The sequence below is a fragment of the Polaribacter sp. R2A056_3_33 genome (assembly GCF_019278485.1).
Taxonomy (GTDB): domain Bacteria; phylum Bacteroidota; class Bacteroidia; order Flavobacteriales; family Flavobacteriaceae; genus Polaribacter.
The window spans coordinates 33,362-50,538 of the sequence record NZ_CP058984.1; the positions used below are offsets into that span (position 1 = coordinate 33,362).

The following is a 17,177-nucleotide window of genomic DNA, read 5'->3' on the forward strand; positions in this document are numbered from 1 at the left end:
CTTAAAGCTAAGTCTAAAAAAGATATAGTGTAAAGCCCGTTAAAACGCCCAAAAACATTTACGATTCATATAGAATTCTGTACTTTTGACCGATGAATTTTATAAAAACAACAGAGCAAGATTCTAACTACAATCATCTAGAAAAGATGTCTGTAAAAGAATTATTAAACAATATAAATAACGAAGATAAAACGGTTCCTTTAGCTGTAGAAAAGGCTTTGCCACAGATTGAAAACTTAACATCACAGATTGTAACTAAATTACAAAACGGCGGTAGAATTTTCTATTTAGGTGCAGGTACATCAGGAAGATTAGGTGTTTTAGACGCCTCTGAATGTCCACCTACTTTTGGAGTTTCGCCAGAAATAGTTGTTGGTATTATTGCCGGTGGAGATATCGCTATTAGAAACGCTGTGGAGTTTGCAGAAGATTCTAAAAACCAAGGTTGGTTAGATTTGCAAGAACACCAAATTTCTAATAAAGATGTGGTTGTTGGTATTGCTGCATCTGGCACAACACCTTATGTAATTTCTGCTCTGGAAGAGTGTAATAAAAACAATATTGTTACGGGCTGTATTGCTTGTAATAAAAATAGTCCTTTAGGTATTGTTGCTCAATTTCCTATTGAAGTTGTCGTGGGACCAGAGTTTGTAACCGGAAGCTCTAGAATGAAAGCAGGAACTGCTCAAAAATTAGTGCTAAATATGATTTCTACTGCAACCATGATTCAATTAGGAAAAGTTAAGGGGAATAAAATGGTTGATATGCAACTTTCTAATAAAAAATTGGTAGAAAGAGGCCAGAAAATGTTAGTTTTAGAACTAAATATAGACCAAACCGAGGCAACGGAATTACTTCTTAAATATGGTAATGTTAGAAATGCCCTTAAAAACTATAAAAATGAGCACTAATTATAACTTATTAGGTAAAGGTTTAAGGAATTTAAGTATTCTACTTATTCTTTTTATAGCTTCACCAATATCGCTTACAATGGGCTTTAAAGCATTAAAAAAGTTTGATAACACTCCTCAAGAATATATCTCTTATCTTATTTTATTTATTGCAGCATTAATAATCATCTTCACGATTTACTTTGCTTTTAAAACTTTTAATGTGCTGTTAAAAGCAATTTTTAATAATTAATGAGCATAGACAAGACTAACGGAATTATAGTAATTCTCTCTTACCCAGAAACCATTGTAAGACCTGCCTATTGGGAACCTTCTAGTAAGGTTTGGCCTCTAATTGGTATTGGCAGTAAGCATGCAGTACAAGCGGGTCATGCTGCTTTATTATTGATAAAAAAAGACCAAACTGAGATTAATTATTTCGATTTTGGGAGGTATATTACAAGTTATAGTAACGGACGTGTTAGGTCTAAAGAAACAGACCCAGAACTTAAGGTTTCTATAAATGCCGAATTTGAAAACTCAAAATTAATCAACTTAAAAGAAATTTTACTTTGGATAGAAAAGCATCCTGAAAAAACACATGGAGATGGCAGATTGGTTGCAAGTATTCATAATGAAATTGATTATGAAAAAGCGCATAATTATATTCATCAATTAATAAATCAAAAAGAAATTCCTTACGGAGCTTTTATAAAAAATGGTACCAATTGCGCCCGATTTGTAACAGATGCAATTATTGTTTCTTCCACAAATAAAAAAATTGGTAAACAATTAAAACGTTCTAACTTATTAACACCAAGTCCTATTGGGAATGTTATTAAAGGAAAGACCAACAACAGTATTTATAGTGTTTACAAGCAACAAATTGAGGATTATAAGAATAGATCAATTCTTAAAGAATACAAAACTTCTTTTTTTAATAAATTTGATATTGAACCGAACTTAATTGGAACAGAGCTCCCAAATAAAAAGGTTTTTGATTTAAAAGATGGAACTTGGTTAGGCGGAATTGGAAGTGGCGCTTGGTTTAAGATTGAAAGACAAATTGATTCAGAAAATTATACTATCTCAAGGTTTGATTCTAAAGGTACAAAAGATTTTTATGCTGATTTTAGCATTGATAAAAAATGTTTTAATTATTTAGAGAAACATCAATTTATATATCCTACAAATTGTAAAGAAGCAATTATTATGCAAAATAACGAGTTATACATTTTACAAAACAACTCGTAAAACACATTCTAACTTCTTTCTATACTTACTTTTGGCGTAGTTGGATTAAATCCAAAATCTGCGTCTGGTAATTCTATTCCTAATTGATAAATAATATAACCAATACTTGCAAAATGATGAATTGCATGACTGTGTGCTTGCATTAATATAGCCGCCAAAGTATAGTTTACAGATTTTACTCCCAAGCCTAAATCATCTGTAACAAGCACTGTACTTTCTAAACTTAAAGTATTAATTTCTTTTAATTTTTGAATTGTTTCATTAAAATATTCAATTCCTAATTGGGTATGTAATTCTAATAATTCATTTCTATTTCTTTTATTTAGATAAATAGATTTTGTTTCTAGCCCTTCGAAAACACAAGAAAAAACATCTAAAATATGGCGCATATGACAACCTATGCTAGAGAAATAAGGAGCTACAGAGCTGTCTGAATATTGTTCGTTAGAAATTGTATTTAATAAAGAGATTCCTCTTTGTAAGTTTTTCTCAATAGCTTCAATCATAAAAAAAATATTTTTCCTTTTGTCGTTAAAATTTTCATGAATTTACGAGTTCTATTCTATATTTTCAAACAAAAAACAAATATTAACTTAAAATACTAATAATCAGAAACATAAACCCACGCAAATTAAGCCTTTATTACCTCATTAAATATAAATTTTGTTTTTTGGCACGTTCTTTGAAAATATGATAATCAAATACGGAAGCTGAAAAGTAAATTAGAGTAGGCAAAACCCTAAAACCATAATTATGAAAAAAGGTATACTTATATTAATGGGAATGTTCTTTCTTGTTTCAACTACTAAAGCCGAAAACAATAAAGAAATCCTAAACAATTTCGGGTTTAATTACTCTTACGAAAATACTGTAAATTTTGTAGAGCGAGATATTGAGTTCTTTATTTTTACCAATGGAGAATTTGATTTTAACACTCATTATTACGACAATCGAAATCAAAGAGGCATATATATAGCTAGAGATCATAGAGGTAGAATTGAAAGAATAGGAAACTCTTTTATAAACTATGATAGATATGGAAATGTAACCAGAATTGGAAACGTTTTTATGAAGTACTATAGAGGACAATTAACCGATGTAGGTAATTTAAAAATTAGATATGATCATTGGGGAAATCCTAAGTTTTACGGAAATGTAAAAGACAATTATTACCATCATAATGGCTTAAGAATTAATTTAAATATTGGAAATATATTTGAATACAATAATTCTTATTTCTATCACAGAGATTTCTCTAGACAATATAGTAAAATTAGAGAAGACCATAATTATTATTACTATAGAGCAAATCCGAATGCCAAAATTGGTAAAAAAAGTAAAATTTTAAGAAGAAGAAAACCTGTAGCAGTTACAAGAAGGAGCAATACTACTTACAGAAGACCAGCTACAATAAATAACAATGGAAGAACAGTAATAGACAAAAGAAATAATACAACAACGAGAAGACCTACAACTGTAAACACACAAAAAAGAGGAACAATTGATCGAAGAAATAGTAGCACTACTTTTAGAAGACCTACAACCGTAACAAGAGAAAATCCTACTTCTGTTAAAAGAAATGACAACAGTTCTAGTAGAAGACCTTCTGTGGATAGTAAAAAATCTGAAAATACAAGAAAACAGAATTCAACAACAAAAAACGAAAATAAGAGAAAAAGAAGAAGTTAAAAACAGGTATTTATACGTAATTTTTAATTAACCTATTTTTATAAATTTACAAAGTAATTATTTGAATACCAAATCAGTTAACTAATTTTCAATTAGTTCTGATAGGAAAATTAAAAGTTAAAAGCCTCATTTCCTAAAAGAAATGAGGCTTTTATAATTAAATGTTTGTTTTATCTACAGTCCTTAGTTTGCAAGTAGTTCTAAATAAGTCCAAAATCTTTAGTAATAGCAACTAAATGTGCTGGATTATTAGCGTTAAAATGTTCTTTTAAAAATTTCAATCTTTTTTCAATAGCACTAATACTAGACGGTGATATTCCTTTTTCTTTTAACTTTTTACTGATAGCCTCTTGCAACAGCCCTTTAGATAAATATTCTATTAGAAGAATATCTGAATCTGTAATTTCAATTGCTTTTTTAGGATGAATTACACTCTTTAAATCTGGTGAAATGTAAAATTCTTTTGAAGTATAGGCTAAATTAATTGCTTTTTTTAATTCTTTTAATCCGTTTCTATTTTTCCAAACATATCCTTGAATTTTTAAATTCTTGTATAAATATTGAATTCGATACGATTTATCTTCTACAGAAAAAACAATGATTTTTAAATTAGGAAATTCTTGTCGTATTTTTTCGATGAGTTCTTCACCAGATTTTAATTGCTGTGGAGTTCCATCGTTTTCAAACGATAAATCAGATATAATTAATTGATAAGGCTCACCCTTTAAAAAAGCATTTTTAATTTTGAGAAAAGCTTCGTCACAATAAGAAATAAAATCTACTTCCTTTATCTTCAGTTCATCTAAAGCTATTTTAATTCCGCTATTAATAACATCAAAATCTTCTACAACTAAAATTTTTTTAAACATTCTTAATTTTTAAAATGAATTTTTACTTTTAACCCTTTGTTCGGCTTATTTTCAAAGTTAATGGTTCCTTTAATCGTTTTTATACGGGTTTCCATATTTTTAAGTCCATTTTTAAAAATAATAGTATTCTCTTTAAATCCTATTCCATTATCTGCATAACTTATTTCTAAATTATGATTTGTTTTCTTACATGCTAAAACGACTAAACTCGCTTTACTATGCTTTTTCATATTTACAAATAACTCATTAAAAACCCGATAGATAACAATTTGTTTCTCTTTGGTTAAATTATTTAAATTTAAACAAGACAAATCTTTTAATATAATTTTACAACTATCAGAATTATAACTCGCTACTAGATTTCTAAAATAATTCTCAAAATCAAGCCCCGTTTCAATAGAATCATTTTCATGAGAAATTGCCCGAGTTTGTAGATATATTTTATCTAAATCATTTATAATTTCTTCTGTATTAATTTTAGGATTTTGAACTTTTGTAAGTGTATTAAAAATATCATTCCCCAATTCATCATGTAATTTTTTTGCAATCCTTGTTTCAGTATTATAATTCTCTTGTAAGATTCTTTTTTTGTATTGATATTTTCTTCTATAAATTAAAATTAACAACCCAGATGTTAATAGAATACCAAGAATAAAAATATTTTTCTTATCACTATATTCTTGTTCTGCAACTAACTTGTTTTCGGTAGCTAGTGTTTTAAATTTCTGTTTTTGTTTTTTTTCTTCTTCATAATTGTATTTAATCTTAGCAAATTTATATTGACGTTTTATTTCTGCTTCTTGTAAACTATCTCTTAATCTAATACTTTCTTTATAATACTTAATAGATTTTTGAGGTGATTGAAAGTTGACAATTTTATCTATCGCTTCTAATAAGTCTTGTGGACTTTTTTCTCGCTTAGCTATTTTATACATTTCACTCGCATAAAACAATGATTTAGTATTGTCTTTTTTATTGAAGAACTCTGATAAATGGCTATAACTAGCAATTAAGCCATAATTATCTTTTTCTGTATTTCTGATTGATTTTGCTAATAACAACTCTTTTAAGACAGCACTACTCGCATCATTTAACCACTTAGTATGTGCTAAATTATCAATAATTCTGGCTTTAGTTTTTTGATGAGTAATGGTATCTTTTAATAAGTCTTCTAGAATTAAAATTGACTTAGAATATTCCTTTTGCTCCTTAAAAACATTAGCAACGTTGTTTTTATAAATAATTTTAGAACTTTTACTCTTCGAAATAAGAATACTTTTATTGTAATAAGAAATTGCTTCTTTATATAAAGACTGTTTCTTAGAGTTTATAGCCATGCAATTAAATACTTTTGCTTTAAGGCTTCCGTTATTACTTTTTAAAAATTTTAAAGCTTGCACAGCTGTAGAATCGCTACTAGAATAACTACCAAAATCTGACTCTAAAATAGCTAAATTGATTAAAGCATTACTTATATAAACACTATCTTGAGTTTTTAAAAAATATTCTTTAGAATTAGAATAATAAAAATAGGCACTATCCTTTAAATTAATTCTATTAAAATAATTACCAAGTTTAAAAAAAACTTTTCCCTGTAATTTATCGCTTTCTATAACATTAGGTAGGTTTAACATTTTTTTTGTAAAAACAATTGCACTATCAATTTTAGGTAACTTACCATATAAATAGCTGATATTGTTGTATATTAAATACTTATCTGAAACCTCTAATTTCATTTCTTTAGCTATCTTTTTTGAAAACTTAAGTTTCTCTACATCATCTAATTTTTTATATTTAGGGGTTTTTAATAAGACCTTTATTTCAGGTTCCTTATTTAAATTCTTTTCTTTTTCAACTTCTTTTCCACAGGATAAAAAAGCTAATAAAAGAAAAAGGAGGAATGTAACTTTTACATGTTTCATTCCTCTAAAATACTATAAATATTTAGAAATATTAATCCTAATTTGTAGGATTTACCTATATAAAAACTCTTTTTGGTAAGATATTTTTAGCTCTAAAAGAATCGCCAAATAATCTTTTTTATAAGACTATAAAAAAAGGTGTACTTACAGAAAAAGCAGATAAAACTATTGTAAACTAAAAAAGCAGCTAATAAAATTAGCTGCTTTTTGTAAAATATAATTTAGAGAAAATTATCTAATTAACTTTCTATATTTAATACGTTTTGGCATTAAATCTCCACCTAAACGTTTCTTCTTATTTTCTTCATACTCAGAAAAACCTCCTTCAAAGAAATACACTTCACTATTCCCTTCAAAAGCTAAAATATGTGTACAAACTCTATCTAAAAACCATCTATCGTGACTAATTACAACCGCACAACCAGCAAAGTTATCTAAACCTTCTTCTAATGCTCTTAATGTATTTACATCCAAGTCATTTGTTGGCTCATCTAATAATAAAACGTTTCCTTCCTCTTTTAAAGTCATTGCTAAATGCAAACGATTACGCTCTCCACCAGAAAGTGTATTTACTTTTTTGTTTTGCTCACTACCAGAGAAATTAAAACGACTTAAATAAGCTCTAGAATTAACTTGCTTACCTCCCATCATTACTAAATCTTGTCCGTCAGAAAAGTTTTCCCAAATTGTTTTTTCTGGGTCAATATCAGAGTGTGCTTGATCTACATATGCAATTTTTGCAGTTTCACCTACAGAAAAACTTCCTCCATCAGGTTTTTCTTCTCCCATAATCATTTTAAAAATGGTAGTTTTACCAGCTCCATTGGGACCAATAATACCTACAATTCCTGCCTGCGGAAGATTAAACTCTAAATTATCATATAATAATTTTTCTCCAAATGCTTTAGAAACACCTGTTGCTTCTATAACATTGGTACCTAAACGTGGTCCATTAGGAATGTAAATTTCTAATTTTTCGTCTGTTTGCTTTTGATCTTGACTCATTAACTTGTCATAATTCTTCAAACGAGCTTTTTGCTTTGTCTGACGACCTTTTGCTCCTTGACGAACCCAATCTAATTCTCTTTCTAACGTTTTTTGATGTTTAGAAGCGGTTTTACTTTCTTGTGCCATTCTCTTAGACTTTTGGTCTAACCACTCAGCATAATTTCCTTTCCAAGGAATTCCTTCACCTCTGTCTAATTCAAGAATCCAACCAGCAACATTATCTAAGAAATATCTATCATGCGTTACAGCAATTACAGTTCCTTTATATTGTGCTAAATGGTGCTCTAACCAGTGTACAGATTCTGCATCTAAGTGATTGGTAGGCTCATCTAATAATAAAATTTCTGGTTCTTGTAATAATAATCTACATAAGGCCACACGTCTTTTTTCACCTCCAGAAAGTACTCCAATTTTCTTATCAGAATCTGGAGTTCTTAACGCATCCATTGCAATTTCTAATTTGGTATCTAATTCCCAAGCATTAGCAGCATCAATTTTATCTTGCAATACAGCTTGTTGCGCCATTAGTTTATCCATCTTATCAGCATCAGAATACACTTCTTCCAAACCAAACATGTCGTTTATTTTATTGTACTCTTCTAAAATTGCAACTGTTTCTGCAACTCCTTCTTTTACAACTTCTAAAACTGTTTTTTCTGGATCTAATTGTGGCTCTTGTTCTAAATACCCTACCTTATAACCTGGAGCAAAAGTAACATCTCCTTGAAAATTCTTTTCTACTCCTGCAATAATTTTTAATAAAGTAGATTTTCCTGATCCATTTAAACCAAGAATACCAATTTTTGCTCCATAAAAGAAGCTTAAATAAATATCTTTTAAAACTTGTTTACCTGTTGATTTATAAGTTTTAGACAACTTATTCATCGAAAAGATTACTTTCTTATCGTCGCTCATTTGTTTGTTTTTTTAAATTTAATTTGAAAACTGCTACTGAAAACTGTAGACTTTTTATACTCTTCCTTTTAATGCATTAAAAACCCATGCAATACAAAAGAAACCAAAACCAACTGCCGCAAATCCCCATCCGGCAACTTCATTATATCTAAAAGCTCCTAAAGCTATTAAACCTAAGCCAACAAGTATCATAATAAGCGTAGCAAAGCCTAATACTGTATTTTTATTCATTCCCATAATTCGTAATTAGTTCGTTTGATTGGCAAATATCGGTAATTATTTGGTATTGCCCAATAATAGGCTTCAGTAAAAGCCTTTAAAAATAGAGTTTCAGTAAGTAATAATTAATAAAAACCTAGCTCCTACCAAGTTTGCGCAAAGCTACCCATTGTTTCATTTTTTCTCTAGAATCACATGCTGGATAACCAACTACAGATTTACCTGCTTCGATATCTGCAATAACACCAGAACCTGCGCCTACTTTTGCTCCTGAATGTATGGTAACATGGTCTTTTATAGAGGCACTTCCTCCAATAATTACACCATCTCCTAAAGTTACAGAACCTGCTAAACCACTGTGTCCTGCCATAATACAACATCTTCCTAAAACAGAATTATGCCCTATTTGCACCAAATTATCAATCTTACAACCATCACCTAAAATAGTAGAACTAAATTTACCACGATCAACGCAAGAGTTTGCACCAATTTCAACAGCATTTCCAATTACCACATTCCCAATATGAACAATTTTCACTAATCCTCTTCCATCAGGGCTTGGTCTGTATCCAAAGCCATCAGCTCCAATACTCACATTTACATGAAAAATACAATGACTACCTATTTTAGTACGTTCTCTAATTACAGTTCCAGACCAAATTACAGTCTCGTTCCCAATGGTGGTATCATCAAAAATGGATACATTAGGGTAAATGATTACATTATCTCCTAAAACTACATTTTTACCAACATAAGAATTTGCACCTACTTTACATCCTTTTCCTAATTTTACTGTTTTATCTATTACTGCCGTTGGATGAATATCCGTTTCAAAATAAGGAGATTCTGGCTCAAAAGCTTCTAATAAAACTGCCATTGCCAAATCTGGATTCTTTACTTTAATAAAAGCTTTTCCTTTTTCTGGCTCAATTTTTATTCCATCATAAACAATAGCAATACTTGCATTTGAGTTTTCCCACAAGCGTGCATATTTAGAGTTTCCTATAAAAGTTACATTTCCCTTTATTGCGTTTTCTATTTGCTCTGGAGCATGAATTTTGTCGTTACAAACTCCTATTTGTTCACCTTTTACAAGTGATGTTATTTCTTCTACAGAAAATGATTTCATAGATTATTTTTAATTTTTTCTAAATGTACTATAATATTTATTAACACAAAAAAATCCTATGATAACATAGAATTTTTTAAAACTTATTGTCTACTCATTCCTCCACCTCTGCTTGGTCTAGAACTTTCATTAGTATTCTGTAGCTTTTTTGGTTGTAGGCTTTCAACTTTTTTCTTTTGATATTTTAACCACTTCTTTTGCTGCTTTTCTGATAAAATTCCTACTAAAATTTCATTAAGTTCTTTTTCATATTCATGAACACTATCTCTAACAGGACGAATAATTTCTTCAACTTTTTTTCTCATTTCCTGACTAGCATCATTATCCTTCTCTTTAGTCATGGAATTCATAAAAATATCTAAATCAGAAAATTTAGCAGAATTTAAAAACTTAATTTCCTTAATTCTAAAGTTATAATTTTTAAGTGCTTTTTTTACTGAATATTGTTTTTCCTCATCTTTTACTTTTATTTTTTTAATTACTTCATCAATATCATAATAAAAGAGACCTGCAACATCGTTCGCACTAAACTTCTTTACTTCTTTTACCTCATTAGATTGTGGTCTTTGCCCTTGTGATCTTTCACCACCTCCTCCACCTGGTGGTTGTGCAAAAAGATTAAATGTTAAAAAAGTTACTAGGATTAGAAGAAATTTATTCATTATGGATTTTATTTTTTGAGTTTTACTTCTTATTTAGATGCAATTACACTAAAAAACTTGCTCAATTATGTGCTTTTTTTTAAACAAAGCAGATTACAGATCTGCAGCTAATCGTGCTCCTTGATTAATAGCTCTTTTTGCATCTAATTCACTAGCAAAATCGGCACCTCCAATAACATGTACTTTTTTACCAGCATCTAACAAAGGTTGATACAATTCTTTAAAAGGAACTTGACCTGCACAAATAACAATATGATCAACCTTTAAAATTTTAGCTTTTTCATTCTGAACATAATGCAACCCTTCATCATCGATTTTGGTATAGGAAACCTCACCAATAAATTGCACTTTCTTCTTTTTTAAAGTAGATCTATGAATCCACCCAGTGGTTTTACCTAAATTTCCACCAAATTTCCCTTTGCTTCTTTTAAACATAAAAACTTCTCTTGGTGAAGGTTCAAATACTGGTTTTACATTTTCAATTCCGGCTCTAGCCTCTAAGTTTTTATCTATTCCCCATTCTTTCAACCAAGCATCAATATTTAAGGATGTAGACTCGCCTTCATGCGTTAAATATTCCGAAACGTCAAAACCAATTCCACCAGCACCAATTACTGCAACACGTTTTCCTACCGGTTTTTTAAATTTTAAAACATCAATATAACTCAACACTTTTGGATGATTGATGCCTTCTATTTTTAACGCTCTAGGTTTAATTCCTGTTGCAATAATAATCTCTTCAAATTCTGAAGATTTTAAATCTTCTACAGAAACTTTAGTATTTAATTTTACAGTTACATTGTGCAATTCTATTTGTTTGTTAAAATAGCGCAAGGTTTCGTAAAACTCTTCTTTACCCGGAATTTGTTTTGCAATATTAAACTGACCTCCAATTTCTTTATCAGCATCAAACAACGTTACAAAATGACCTCTTTCTGCCGCAATTGTAGCTGCTGCTAATCCTGCAGGTCCTGCGCCTACAACTGCAATTTTCTTTTTTAACACTGTTTCATAGTAATTCAATTCTGTTTCATGACAAGCTCTAGGGTTTACCAAACAACTCGCTACTTTCTGTTGAAATACATGGTCTAAACAAGCCTGATTACATCCAATACACGTATTAATTTCATCTACTTTTTCTTCTGCTGCTTTGTTTACCCATTCTGGATCTGCTAAAAAAGGACGCGCCATAGAAATCATATCAGCATCACCTTCTGCTAATATTTTTTCTGCCGTTGCAGGCATATTTATTCTGTTAGAAGTTATCAAAGGAATCGATAATTCTTCTTTCATTCTTTTGGTTACCCAAGTAAATGCCGCCCTAGGAACAGATGTAGAAATAGTTGGTATTCTAGCTTCGTGCCAACCAATACCTGTATTAATAATGGTTGCTCCTGCTTTTTCTATTTCTTTACCTAATAGTACTACTTCTTCCCAAGAAGAGCCATTTTCTACCAAATCTAACATAGATAATCTGTAGATAATAATAAACTCTACCCCGACAGCTTCTCGTGTTTGTTTTACCAGTTCAATAGGTAAGCGCATTCTGTTTTCATAACTTCCACCATACTCATCGGTTCTTTTATTGGTTCTTTTTACAATAAACTGGTTGATTAAATAACCTTCAGACCCCATAATTTCTACACCATCATAACCTGCTTCTTTAGATAGTTTGGCAGAGTTTACAAAATCTCTAATGGTTCTATTAATTCCCGATTGTGTTAATTTAAAAGGTTTAAATGGTGTTATTGGTGATTTTATTTTGGAAGGCGCAACATTAAACGGATGATACCCATAACGACCAGAATGTAGTATTTGCATGCAAATTTTACCACCTTCTTTGTGGACTGCTGTTGTTATTTTCTGATGTTTTTTTGCGTGTTTTTTGGTAGACATTCTTGCTGATAAAGGAGCTGTCCAACCTTGTATGTTTGGGGAAATTCCTCCCGTAACAATTAATCCAACTCCACCTCTTGCTCGTTCTGCATAATAAGCCGCGATTCTTTCTAAACCGTTTCTCTCCTCCTCTAAGCCTGTATGCATAGAACCCATTAAAATTCTATTTTTTAAAGTTGTAAAACCTAAATCTAATGGTTCAAAAATGTGCTTATATTTCATAATCTTGGAATTAATTTTATTATGCACGCATAACACTTTGCAAGATATGTTTATTTTTTGAAAAGAAAAAACCTCAAAGAAATGATTCCTTGAGGTCTGATTTTTTTTATACCGAATTTAACTTACATCGGTACTTCTATCAATAATAATTCAGAATTAGAAAAACTTTTAATCATAAAGCTATCTGTTTCATAAATTCCTATTGCATCTCTATTCGATAGTATTGTTGAATCAATCTCAAAATGGCCAGAAATACTCATAATATATACTCCACGGTTCTTACTTTTTAACTGATAGTTAAAATCTTCATTTTTATCTAAATCAATTCTAAAAATTTGTGCATCTTGGTGTATTTTTAAACTATCATCATCAGAATTAAAAGAATTCACCAATAATTGCAATTTATTTTTTCTCTCTTTTATATCAAATTCCTTTTGGTCATATCTTGGAGTAACTTCATTTTTTTCCGGCATTATCCAGATTTGGAATAAACCTAAATGTTCATTTGCAGAACCATTTATTTCTGAATGATACACTCCTTTTCCTGCAGACATTACTTGTACTTCACCTGGCAAAACAGGAATCCAATCATTTGCCATGTTATCTTTATGTTTTAAAACACCTTTTAATGGAATTGTAATAATTTCCATGTTCTTATGAGGATGTGTACCAAATCCCATGCTTGGTGCAATTAAATCGTCATTTAAAACTCTCAATGCTCCAAATTGTATTCTCTTTGGATCATAAAAATTAGCAAAACTAAACGAATGATTTGCTTCTAACCATCCATGATTTGCGTGTCCTCTTGTGGATGCAGTATGAATTATTTTTTTCATAATTATCTCATTTTATCTAACAAATCACTTAAAACAATTGCCTCTTCTTCCGTTAACTTTTCTAAAAACGAAAGATTGTTATTATCGTCTATGTTAGATAATAATTCTAAACCTTTTTCATTAATTTTCACAAATACAACCCTTCTATCATGCTCACAACGCTCTCTTTCAATTAAGTGTTTTTCACATAACTTATCCATTAAGCGGGTTGCATTAGGTGCTCTTTCAATCATTCTATCTTTTACAATTTGCACCTTAATTTGATCTTTAGCTCCTCGTAAAATTCTTAAAATATTATACTGTTGTGGCGAAATTCCGTAAGGTTTAAAAAACTCATTTTCTTTACTACTTAACCAATTTGCAGTGTATTTTATATTGATTAAAGCCTTTAATTTATTGCTAACAAAATTCGATTTTATGTCTTTAGAAATGTCTCCCATGTATTCAGTATTCAGTATTCAGTATTCAGTATTCAGTATTCAGTATTCAGTATTCAGTATTCAGTATTCAGTATTCAGTATTCAGTATTCAGTATTCGAAAATTAAAAATTTCAGTTGATAGACATACTTAAAAACTTATTAACTTTTGAAAAGATTAAATATTTCTGTTAATTCATTAATTGGACTTCGACAAGTTCAGTCTGACATTGTTAAGCTTCATTGAATTATTGAAATCAATAATATGTTCCTAAAACATAAAAAAACGACCACATAACAACATAGAAAATATAGATTTTGTTACTCCTAAATAACCTTCTATCTTTTTATTTCTTGTTTCTTGGTTCTAAAACTTTGAAAAAATCAACCAATACTAACATAGATTTAGTTTTATATCCTAAGTCATTTTTTAGTCCTCAGTCTTTTCTCTTGTCTCTAAAATAAAAAACTACGCTCTTAAATTTAAATCTTGCATTATCTTATTAAATTCTTCAGTAGTCGGAGTTAAATACACTTTATCATCTACAAACAATGTTGGATATTTTGCTACACCATCATACAATTCTTTACTATGTTCTCTTGCTTCTACATCTTTAGAAATATCCTTATAGACATAAGGAACATCAGTTGAATTTAGAAAGTTTTTAAACGCTACTGTATATGCGTGTCCTGCTCTTCCGTATAAAACTATTTTCATTTTTTATTGATTTATTAAAGCTTCAAATTTATTTACTTGTACTTTTAATAGTGTCCCAAATTCTGCTTCAACAATTTTATTTTCTTTAAAATTATCATAGAAATTTGGTAGAGAAAATGTTAATAATTCTTTTGCTCCTTGTATAGGAAAACGTTGTTCTCCTGCCGCTAAAACAAACTGACCTCCCATTTTACCTGGAGAAGTAGCCATTAACAATAAGGGTTTATCTCTAAAAACTTTTACCTCTAATCTAGACGCCCAATCAAAAATATTTTTAAAAGCAGCTGTATAAGATCCATTATGTTCTGCTAAAGACAATATAAAGCCATCGTAATTATCTAATAATGCAGAAAAATTTTTTGCGTCTTCTGGAAAACCATTTTTTTCTTCATCTTCACTAAAAACAGGTAATTTAAAATCTCTTAAATCTACAACGTCAAAAGAAGTGTTTTCTAAATTTTCGGCTGCAAATGTTGCTAATTGTTTGTTGATAGAGGTAGAACTTGTACTACCTGCAAATGCTAATATTTTTTTCATCTTTTAAAAATGTTTATTTGTGTAATTTCCTAACTGTCTATCTAATCCTTACAGTAAACTGTTATACTACTAACTGCAAACGGAACTAAAGAATACTACTAAATATTCTTGTTTCTCCTTTTATCATTTTAGCTACCGGACATTTACCTGCAAATACTAACAATTTCTTTCTTTGCTCTTCCGTTATCTCTTTTTCAAAGGATATTTTTTCTGTTAAATAACTTCCTTTTTCATCTTTAAGTTGAGTAACATTTACTGTTATTTCTCCAAGATCCCAACCTCTTCTTTCTGCATACGTTCTTAACGTCATAGAAACACAACCTCCAATTGCGGTTAATAAAAATTCTACCGGAGTTGCTCCGCTATCATCACCTCCAGAAGCAACCGATTGATCCATTGTTAAAAAATGGTTTCTTGTTTTAGCTTCTGCTAAATAGTTTCTGTTTGTTAAAACGACTTCTGCTTTCTTATGCTCTTCCATTTGTAATTTTCTTGCTAGATATATAAGAGATTATTAAAACAATAAAAGCAATTAACGCTGTCATATGCCCACCATCTTTAACCATTACGTGTGCCGTAAAAGCTAACACAAAATCGAAGAAAAAACCTGCATAAGCCCACTCTTTTAAAGATTTACTTTTGATAAACCAAAGTGAAATTAAACCTAAAATTTTTAAAATTGCTAAAGGATAAATTATATATGTTGGATAGCCTAAATGTGTAAAAAAACCTGCTATTGCTTCATGATTAAAAATATACATTCCTGCAGAAAAAAGCATGATTACAGTTAATAATGCAGTAGAAATATAATAGATAATTTTAGTTGTTTTCATCATGAATGGTTTTTAAATTCTTGACAAAATTACAAAATAAATTTTTACTTACCAAGGAAAATAAATCCAAGGAAGTATTTTTACATAAAACAATATAACATACAGCTCAGATAATTTAAAAAAATTAATCATTACCGTAGACAAGATCAATAAACTCTGAATTTTCTAATTTCCCAAAATAATCGGCAATAGTTATATGATGTAACTTCTTAGTGATTTCATTTTTATCATAAGGAACACCAATTAATAGCTCTTCAAGATCTGCAACGGGTTGTCTACCAAAGAAATCTCCAAAAATTTTAAAGTCAGAAATATGTCCTTTTTCTACAAAAATACGCAGATCTATCTCTCCTATTGGAAATCGTTTATTGCGTTGTATGTTAAACTTTGGCGAGTTTCCAAAATTCCAATCCCACAAATCATATTTTGCTGCTTTTAATTCTTTAACAGCTTTCCACTCTACTTCGGTTAATTTATGAATTTCAAATGCTTCCTTGGCTTCAAACAAACCAGTAAGTAATTGTTTTTTAAACAGATCCATTGTAATTGGTTCTTTTAAAAACTCACTAATATTTGCAACACGGCTCCTAACCGATTTATGTCCTTTAGATTGAATTTTACTCATTTTTACTTGAAGTGCTTTCCCAACCTCACTCATATCTGTATCGAATAATAAAGTACCATGACTGATCATTCGTTTTCCTGTAGAAAATTGAGCTGTTCCAGAGATTTTCTTTTCATCAACTAGGATATCATTTCTCCCCTTTAACTCGGCGTTTACCCCCAATTCATTTAAAACACGAATTACAGGTTCTGTAAACTTTTTAAAATTACTAATACTTTTTCCGTCGTGATTGGTTATAAAACTGAAGTTTAAATTTCCTAAATCATGATAAACCGCTCCTCCACCAGAAATACGTCTAACTACTTTTATATCATTTTTGTCGATATATTCTTGGTTAATTTCTTCTAAAGTATTTTGATTACGGCCAATAATTATAGATGGCGCATTAATATAAAATAATAAATAATCTGTTGAAGCGTCAAAGTTTCTTAACGCATATTCTTCTAATGCTAAATTAAGCTTAGGATCTGTACATCCTTCATTATCAATAAAAATCATAGGTTTTATCTATTAATTGTAGCTAACAAATATAACGA

The 17,177-nt window shown here is 29.8% G+C and carries 19 protein-coding genes; 4 read left to right on the forward strand and 15 right to left on the reverse strand.

What is annotated here, in order from left to right:
• Nucleotides 1-92 precede the first annotated feature (92 nt).
• From murQ to H0I29_RS00180, 3 genes are read left to right on the forward strand one after another with little or no spacing between them, the layout of a single operon-like run.
• Nucleotides 93-911, forward strand: a complete 819-nt coding sequence (murQ, locus tag H0I29_RS00170; protein ID WP_218753984.1) for an N-acetylmuramic acid 6-phosphate etherase — start codon at nt 93-95, stop codon at nt 909-911.
• On the forward strand, nt 901-1,143 hold the full coding sequence (locus H0I29_RS00175; RefSeq protein ID WP_218730965.1) for a DUF6095 family protein: 243 nt from the start codon (nt 901-903) through the stop codon (nt 1,141-1,143). The genes murQ and H0I29_RS00175 overlap by 11 nt, the downstream gene beginning before the upstream one ends.
• Nucleotides 1,143-2,144, forward strand: coding sequence for a DUF6695 family protein (locus H0I29_RS00180; protein WP_218753986.1), 1,002 nt, complete (start codon nt 1,143-1,145; stop codon nt 2,142-2,144). Before H0I29_RS00175 ends, H0I29_RS00180 begins: the two co-directional genes overlap by 1 nt.
• 8 nt (nt 2,145-2,152) lie before the next feature.
• On the opposite strand, the gene H0I29_RS00185 is transcribed toward H0I29_RS00180, so the two are convergent.
• On the reverse strand, nt 2,153-2,650 hold the full coding sequence (locus H0I29_RS00185) for a DinB family protein (protein ID WP_218753988.1): 498 nt from the start codon (nt 2,648-2,650) through the stop codon (nt 2,153-2,155).
• Between the two features lie 247 nt (nt 2,651-2,897).
• On the opposite strand from H0I29_RS00185, the gene H0I29_RS00190 reads away from it, so the two are divergent.
• A complete protein-coding gene (locus H0I29_RS00190; RefSeq protein ID WP_218753990.1) occupies nt 2,898-3,833 on the forward strand; it encodes a hypothetical protein in 936 nt (311 codons plus the stop codon).
• Nucleotides 3,834-4,033: 200 nt separating this feature from the next.
• Here H0I29_RS00190 and H0I29_RS00195 read toward each other — a convergent pair whose 3' ends face one another.
• The 14 genes from H0I29_RS00195 to H0I29_RS00260 form a co-directional block, all read right to left on the reverse strand.
• A complete protein-coding gene (locus H0I29_RS00195) occupies nt 4,034-4,702 on the reverse strand; it encodes a response regulator (RefSeq protein ID WP_218753992.1) in 669 nt (222 codons plus the stop codon).
• 2 nt (nt 4,703-4,704) lie between these two features.
• On the reverse strand, nt 4,705-6,624 hold the full coding sequence (locus tag H0I29_RS00200; protein ID WP_218753993.1) for a sensor histidine kinase: 1,920 nt from the start codon (nt 6,622-6,624) through the stop codon (nt 4,705-4,707).
• 231 nt (nt 6,625-6,855) lie between these two features.
• Nucleotides 6,856-8,547 carry an energy-dependent translational throttle protein EttA gene (gene ettA, locus H0I29_RS00205; RefSeq protein WP_165733609.1) on the reverse strand — a complete coding sequence of 564 codons (1,692 nt, stop codon included), beginning with the start codon at nt 8,545-8,547 and terminating at the stop codon, nt 6,856-6,858.
• 54 nt (nt 8,548-8,601) lie between these two features.
• A complete protein-coding gene (locus H0I29_RS00210; protein ID WP_240914557.1) occupies nt 8,602-8,778 on the reverse strand; it encodes a CAL67264 family membrane protein in 177 nt (58 codons plus the stop codon).
• Nucleotides 8,779-8,902: 124 nt separating this feature from the next.
• Nucleotides 8,903-9,895: a UDP-3-O-(3-hydroxymyristoyl)glucosamine N-acyltransferase gene (gene lpxD, locus H0I29_RS00215; protein WP_218753994.1), complete on the reverse strand. Its 993-nt coding sequence runs from the start codon at nt 9,893-9,895 to the stop codon at nt 8,903-8,905.
• A gap of 83 nt (nt 9,896-9,978) precedes the next feature.
• The gene (locus H0I29_RS00220; protein WP_218753996.1) at nt 9,979-10,557 is read right to left on the reverse strand and encodes a hypothetical protein; all 579 of its coding nucleotides are present in this window, start codon (nt 10,555-10,557) and stop codon (nt 9,979-9,981) included.
• A gap of 93 nt (nt 10,558-10,650) precedes the next feature.
• On the reverse strand, nt 10,651-12,678 hold the full coding sequence (locus tag H0I29_RS00225; protein WP_368384639.1) for an FAD-dependent oxidoreductase: 2,028 nt from the start codon (nt 12,676-12,678) through the stop codon (nt 10,651-10,653).
• A gap of 119 nt (nt 12,679-12,797) precedes the next feature.
• Nucleotides 12,798-13,511 carry a pirin family protein gene (locus H0I29_RS00230; RefSeq protein WP_218753999.1) on the reverse strand — a complete coding sequence of 238 codons (714 nt, stop codon included), beginning with the start codon at nt 13,509-13,511 and terminating at the stop codon, nt 12,798-12,800.
• A gap of 2 nt (nt 13,512-13,513) precedes the next feature.
• Nucleotides 13,514-13,951 (reverse strand): MarR family winged helix-turn-helix transcriptional regulator, encoded by a 438-nt coding sequence (locus H0I29_RS00235; RefSeq protein WP_218730975.1) that lies wholly within the window; start codon nt 13,949-13,951, stop codon nt 13,514-13,516.
• A gap of 446 nt (nt 13,952-14,397) precedes the next feature.
• Entirely contained in the window at nt 14,398-14,646 is a 249-nt protein-coding gene (locus tag H0I29_RS00240) for a glutaredoxin domain-containing protein (protein ID WP_218730976.1), read from the reverse strand.
• A gap of 3 nt (nt 14,647-14,649) precedes the next feature.
• Nucleotides 14,650-15,183 carry an NADPH-dependent FMN reductase gene (locus H0I29_RS00245; protein ID WP_218754001.1) on the reverse strand — a complete coding sequence of 178 codons (534 nt, stop codon included), beginning with the start codon at nt 15,181-15,183 and terminating at the stop codon, nt 14,650-14,652.
• A gap of 85 nt (nt 15,184-15,268) precedes the next feature.
• Nucleotides 15,269-15,664 carry an OsmC family protein gene (locus tag H0I29_RS00250; protein ID WP_218730978.1) on the reverse strand — a complete coding sequence of 132 codons (396 nt, stop codon included), beginning with the start codon at nt 15,662-15,664 and terminating at the stop codon, nt 15,269-15,271.
• Nucleotides 15,651-16,019 (reverse strand): DoxX family protein, encoded by a 369-nt coding sequence (locus tag H0I29_RS00255; protein WP_368384468.1) that lies wholly within the window; start codon nt 16,017-16,019, stop codon nt 15,651-15,653. Before H0I29_RS00255 ends, H0I29_RS00250 begins: the two co-directional genes overlap by 14 nt.
• Nucleotides 16,020-16,140: 121 nt before the next feature.
• Nucleotides 16,141-17,139: a lipoate--protein ligase gene (locus H0I29_RS00260; RefSeq protein ID WP_218730980.1), complete on the reverse strand. Its 999-nt coding sequence runs from the start codon at nt 17,137-17,139 to the stop codon at nt 16,141-16,143.
• Nucleotides 17,140-17,177 lie beyond the last annotated feature (38 nt).

Excerpts from the sequence above, each read along its gene's own strand:
- H0I29_RS00235 (WP_218730975.1), bottom strand. The coding sequence starts at position 13,951 with ATGGGAGACATTTCTAAAGACATAAAATCGAATTTTGTTAGCAATAAA.
- H0I29_RS00185 (WP_218753988.1), bottom strand. The coding sequence starts at position 2,650 with ATGATTGAAGCTATTGAGAAAAACTTACAAAGAGGAATCTCTTTATTA.
- H0I29_RS00180 (WP_218753986.1), top strand. The coding sequence starts at position 1,143 with ATGAGCATAGACAAGACTAACGGAATTATAGTAATTCTCTCTTACCCA.
- H0I29_RS00245 (WP_218754001.1), bottom strand. The coding sequence starts at position 15,183 with ATGAAAAAAATATTAGCATTTGCAGGTAGTACAAGTTCTACCTCTATC.
- H0I29_RS00195 (WP_218753992.1), bottom strand. The coding sequence starts at position 4,702 with ATGTTTAAAAAAATTTTAGTTGTAGAAGATTTTGATGTTATTAATAGC.
- murQ (WP_218753984.1), top strand. The coding sequence starts at position 93 with ATGAATTTTATAAAAACAACAGAGCAAGATTCTAACTACAATCATCTA.
- ettA (WP_165733609.1), bottom strand. The coding sequence starts at position 8,547 with ATGAGCGACGATAAGAAAGTAATCTTTTCGATGAATAAGTTGTCTAAA.
- H0I29_RS00190 (WP_218753990.1), top strand. The coding sequence starts at position 2,898 with ATGAAAAAAGGTATACTTATATTAATGGGAATGTTCTTTCTTGTTTCA.
- H0I29_RS00220 (WP_218753996.1), bottom strand. The coding sequence starts at position 10,557 with ATGAATAAATTTCTTCTAATCCTAGTAACTTTTTTAACATTTAATCTT.
- lpxD (WP_218753994.1), bottom strand. The coding sequence starts at position 9,895 with ATGAAATCATTTTCTGTAGAAGAAATAACATCACTTGTAAAAGGTGAA.
- H0I29_RS00230 (WP_218753999.1), bottom strand. The coding sequence starts at position 13,511 with ATGAAAAAAATAATTCATACTGCATCCACAAGAGGACACGCAAATCAT.
- H0I29_RS00200 (WP_218753993.1), bottom strand. The coding sequence starts at position 6,624 with ATGAAACATGTAAAAGTTACATTCCTCCTTTTTCTTTTATTAGCTTTT.
- H0I29_RS00260 (WP_218730980.1), bottom strand. The coding sequence starts at position 17,139 with ATGATTTTTATTGATAATGAAGGATGTACAGATCCTAAGCTTAATTTA.
- H0I29_RS00210 (WP_240914557.1), bottom strand. The coding sequence starts at position 8,778 with ATGAATAAAAATACAGTATTAGGCTTTGCTACGCTTATTATGATACTT.
- H0I29_RS00255 (WP_368384468.1), bottom strand. The coding sequence starts at position 16,019 with ATGATGAAAACAACTAAAATTATCTATTATATTTCTACTGCATTATTA.
- H0I29_RS00250 (WP_218730978.1), bottom strand. The coding sequence starts at position 15,664 with ATGGAAGAGCATAAGAAAGCAGAAGTCGTTTTAACAAACAGAAACTAT.
- H0I29_RS00240 (WP_218730976.1), bottom strand. The coding sequence starts at position 14,646 with ATGAAAATAGTTTTATACGGAAGAGCAGGACACGCATATACAGTAGCG.
- H0I29_RS00175 (WP_218730965.1), top strand. The coding sequence starts at position 901 with ATGAGCACTAATTATAACTTATTAGGTAAAGGTTTAAGGAATTTAAGT.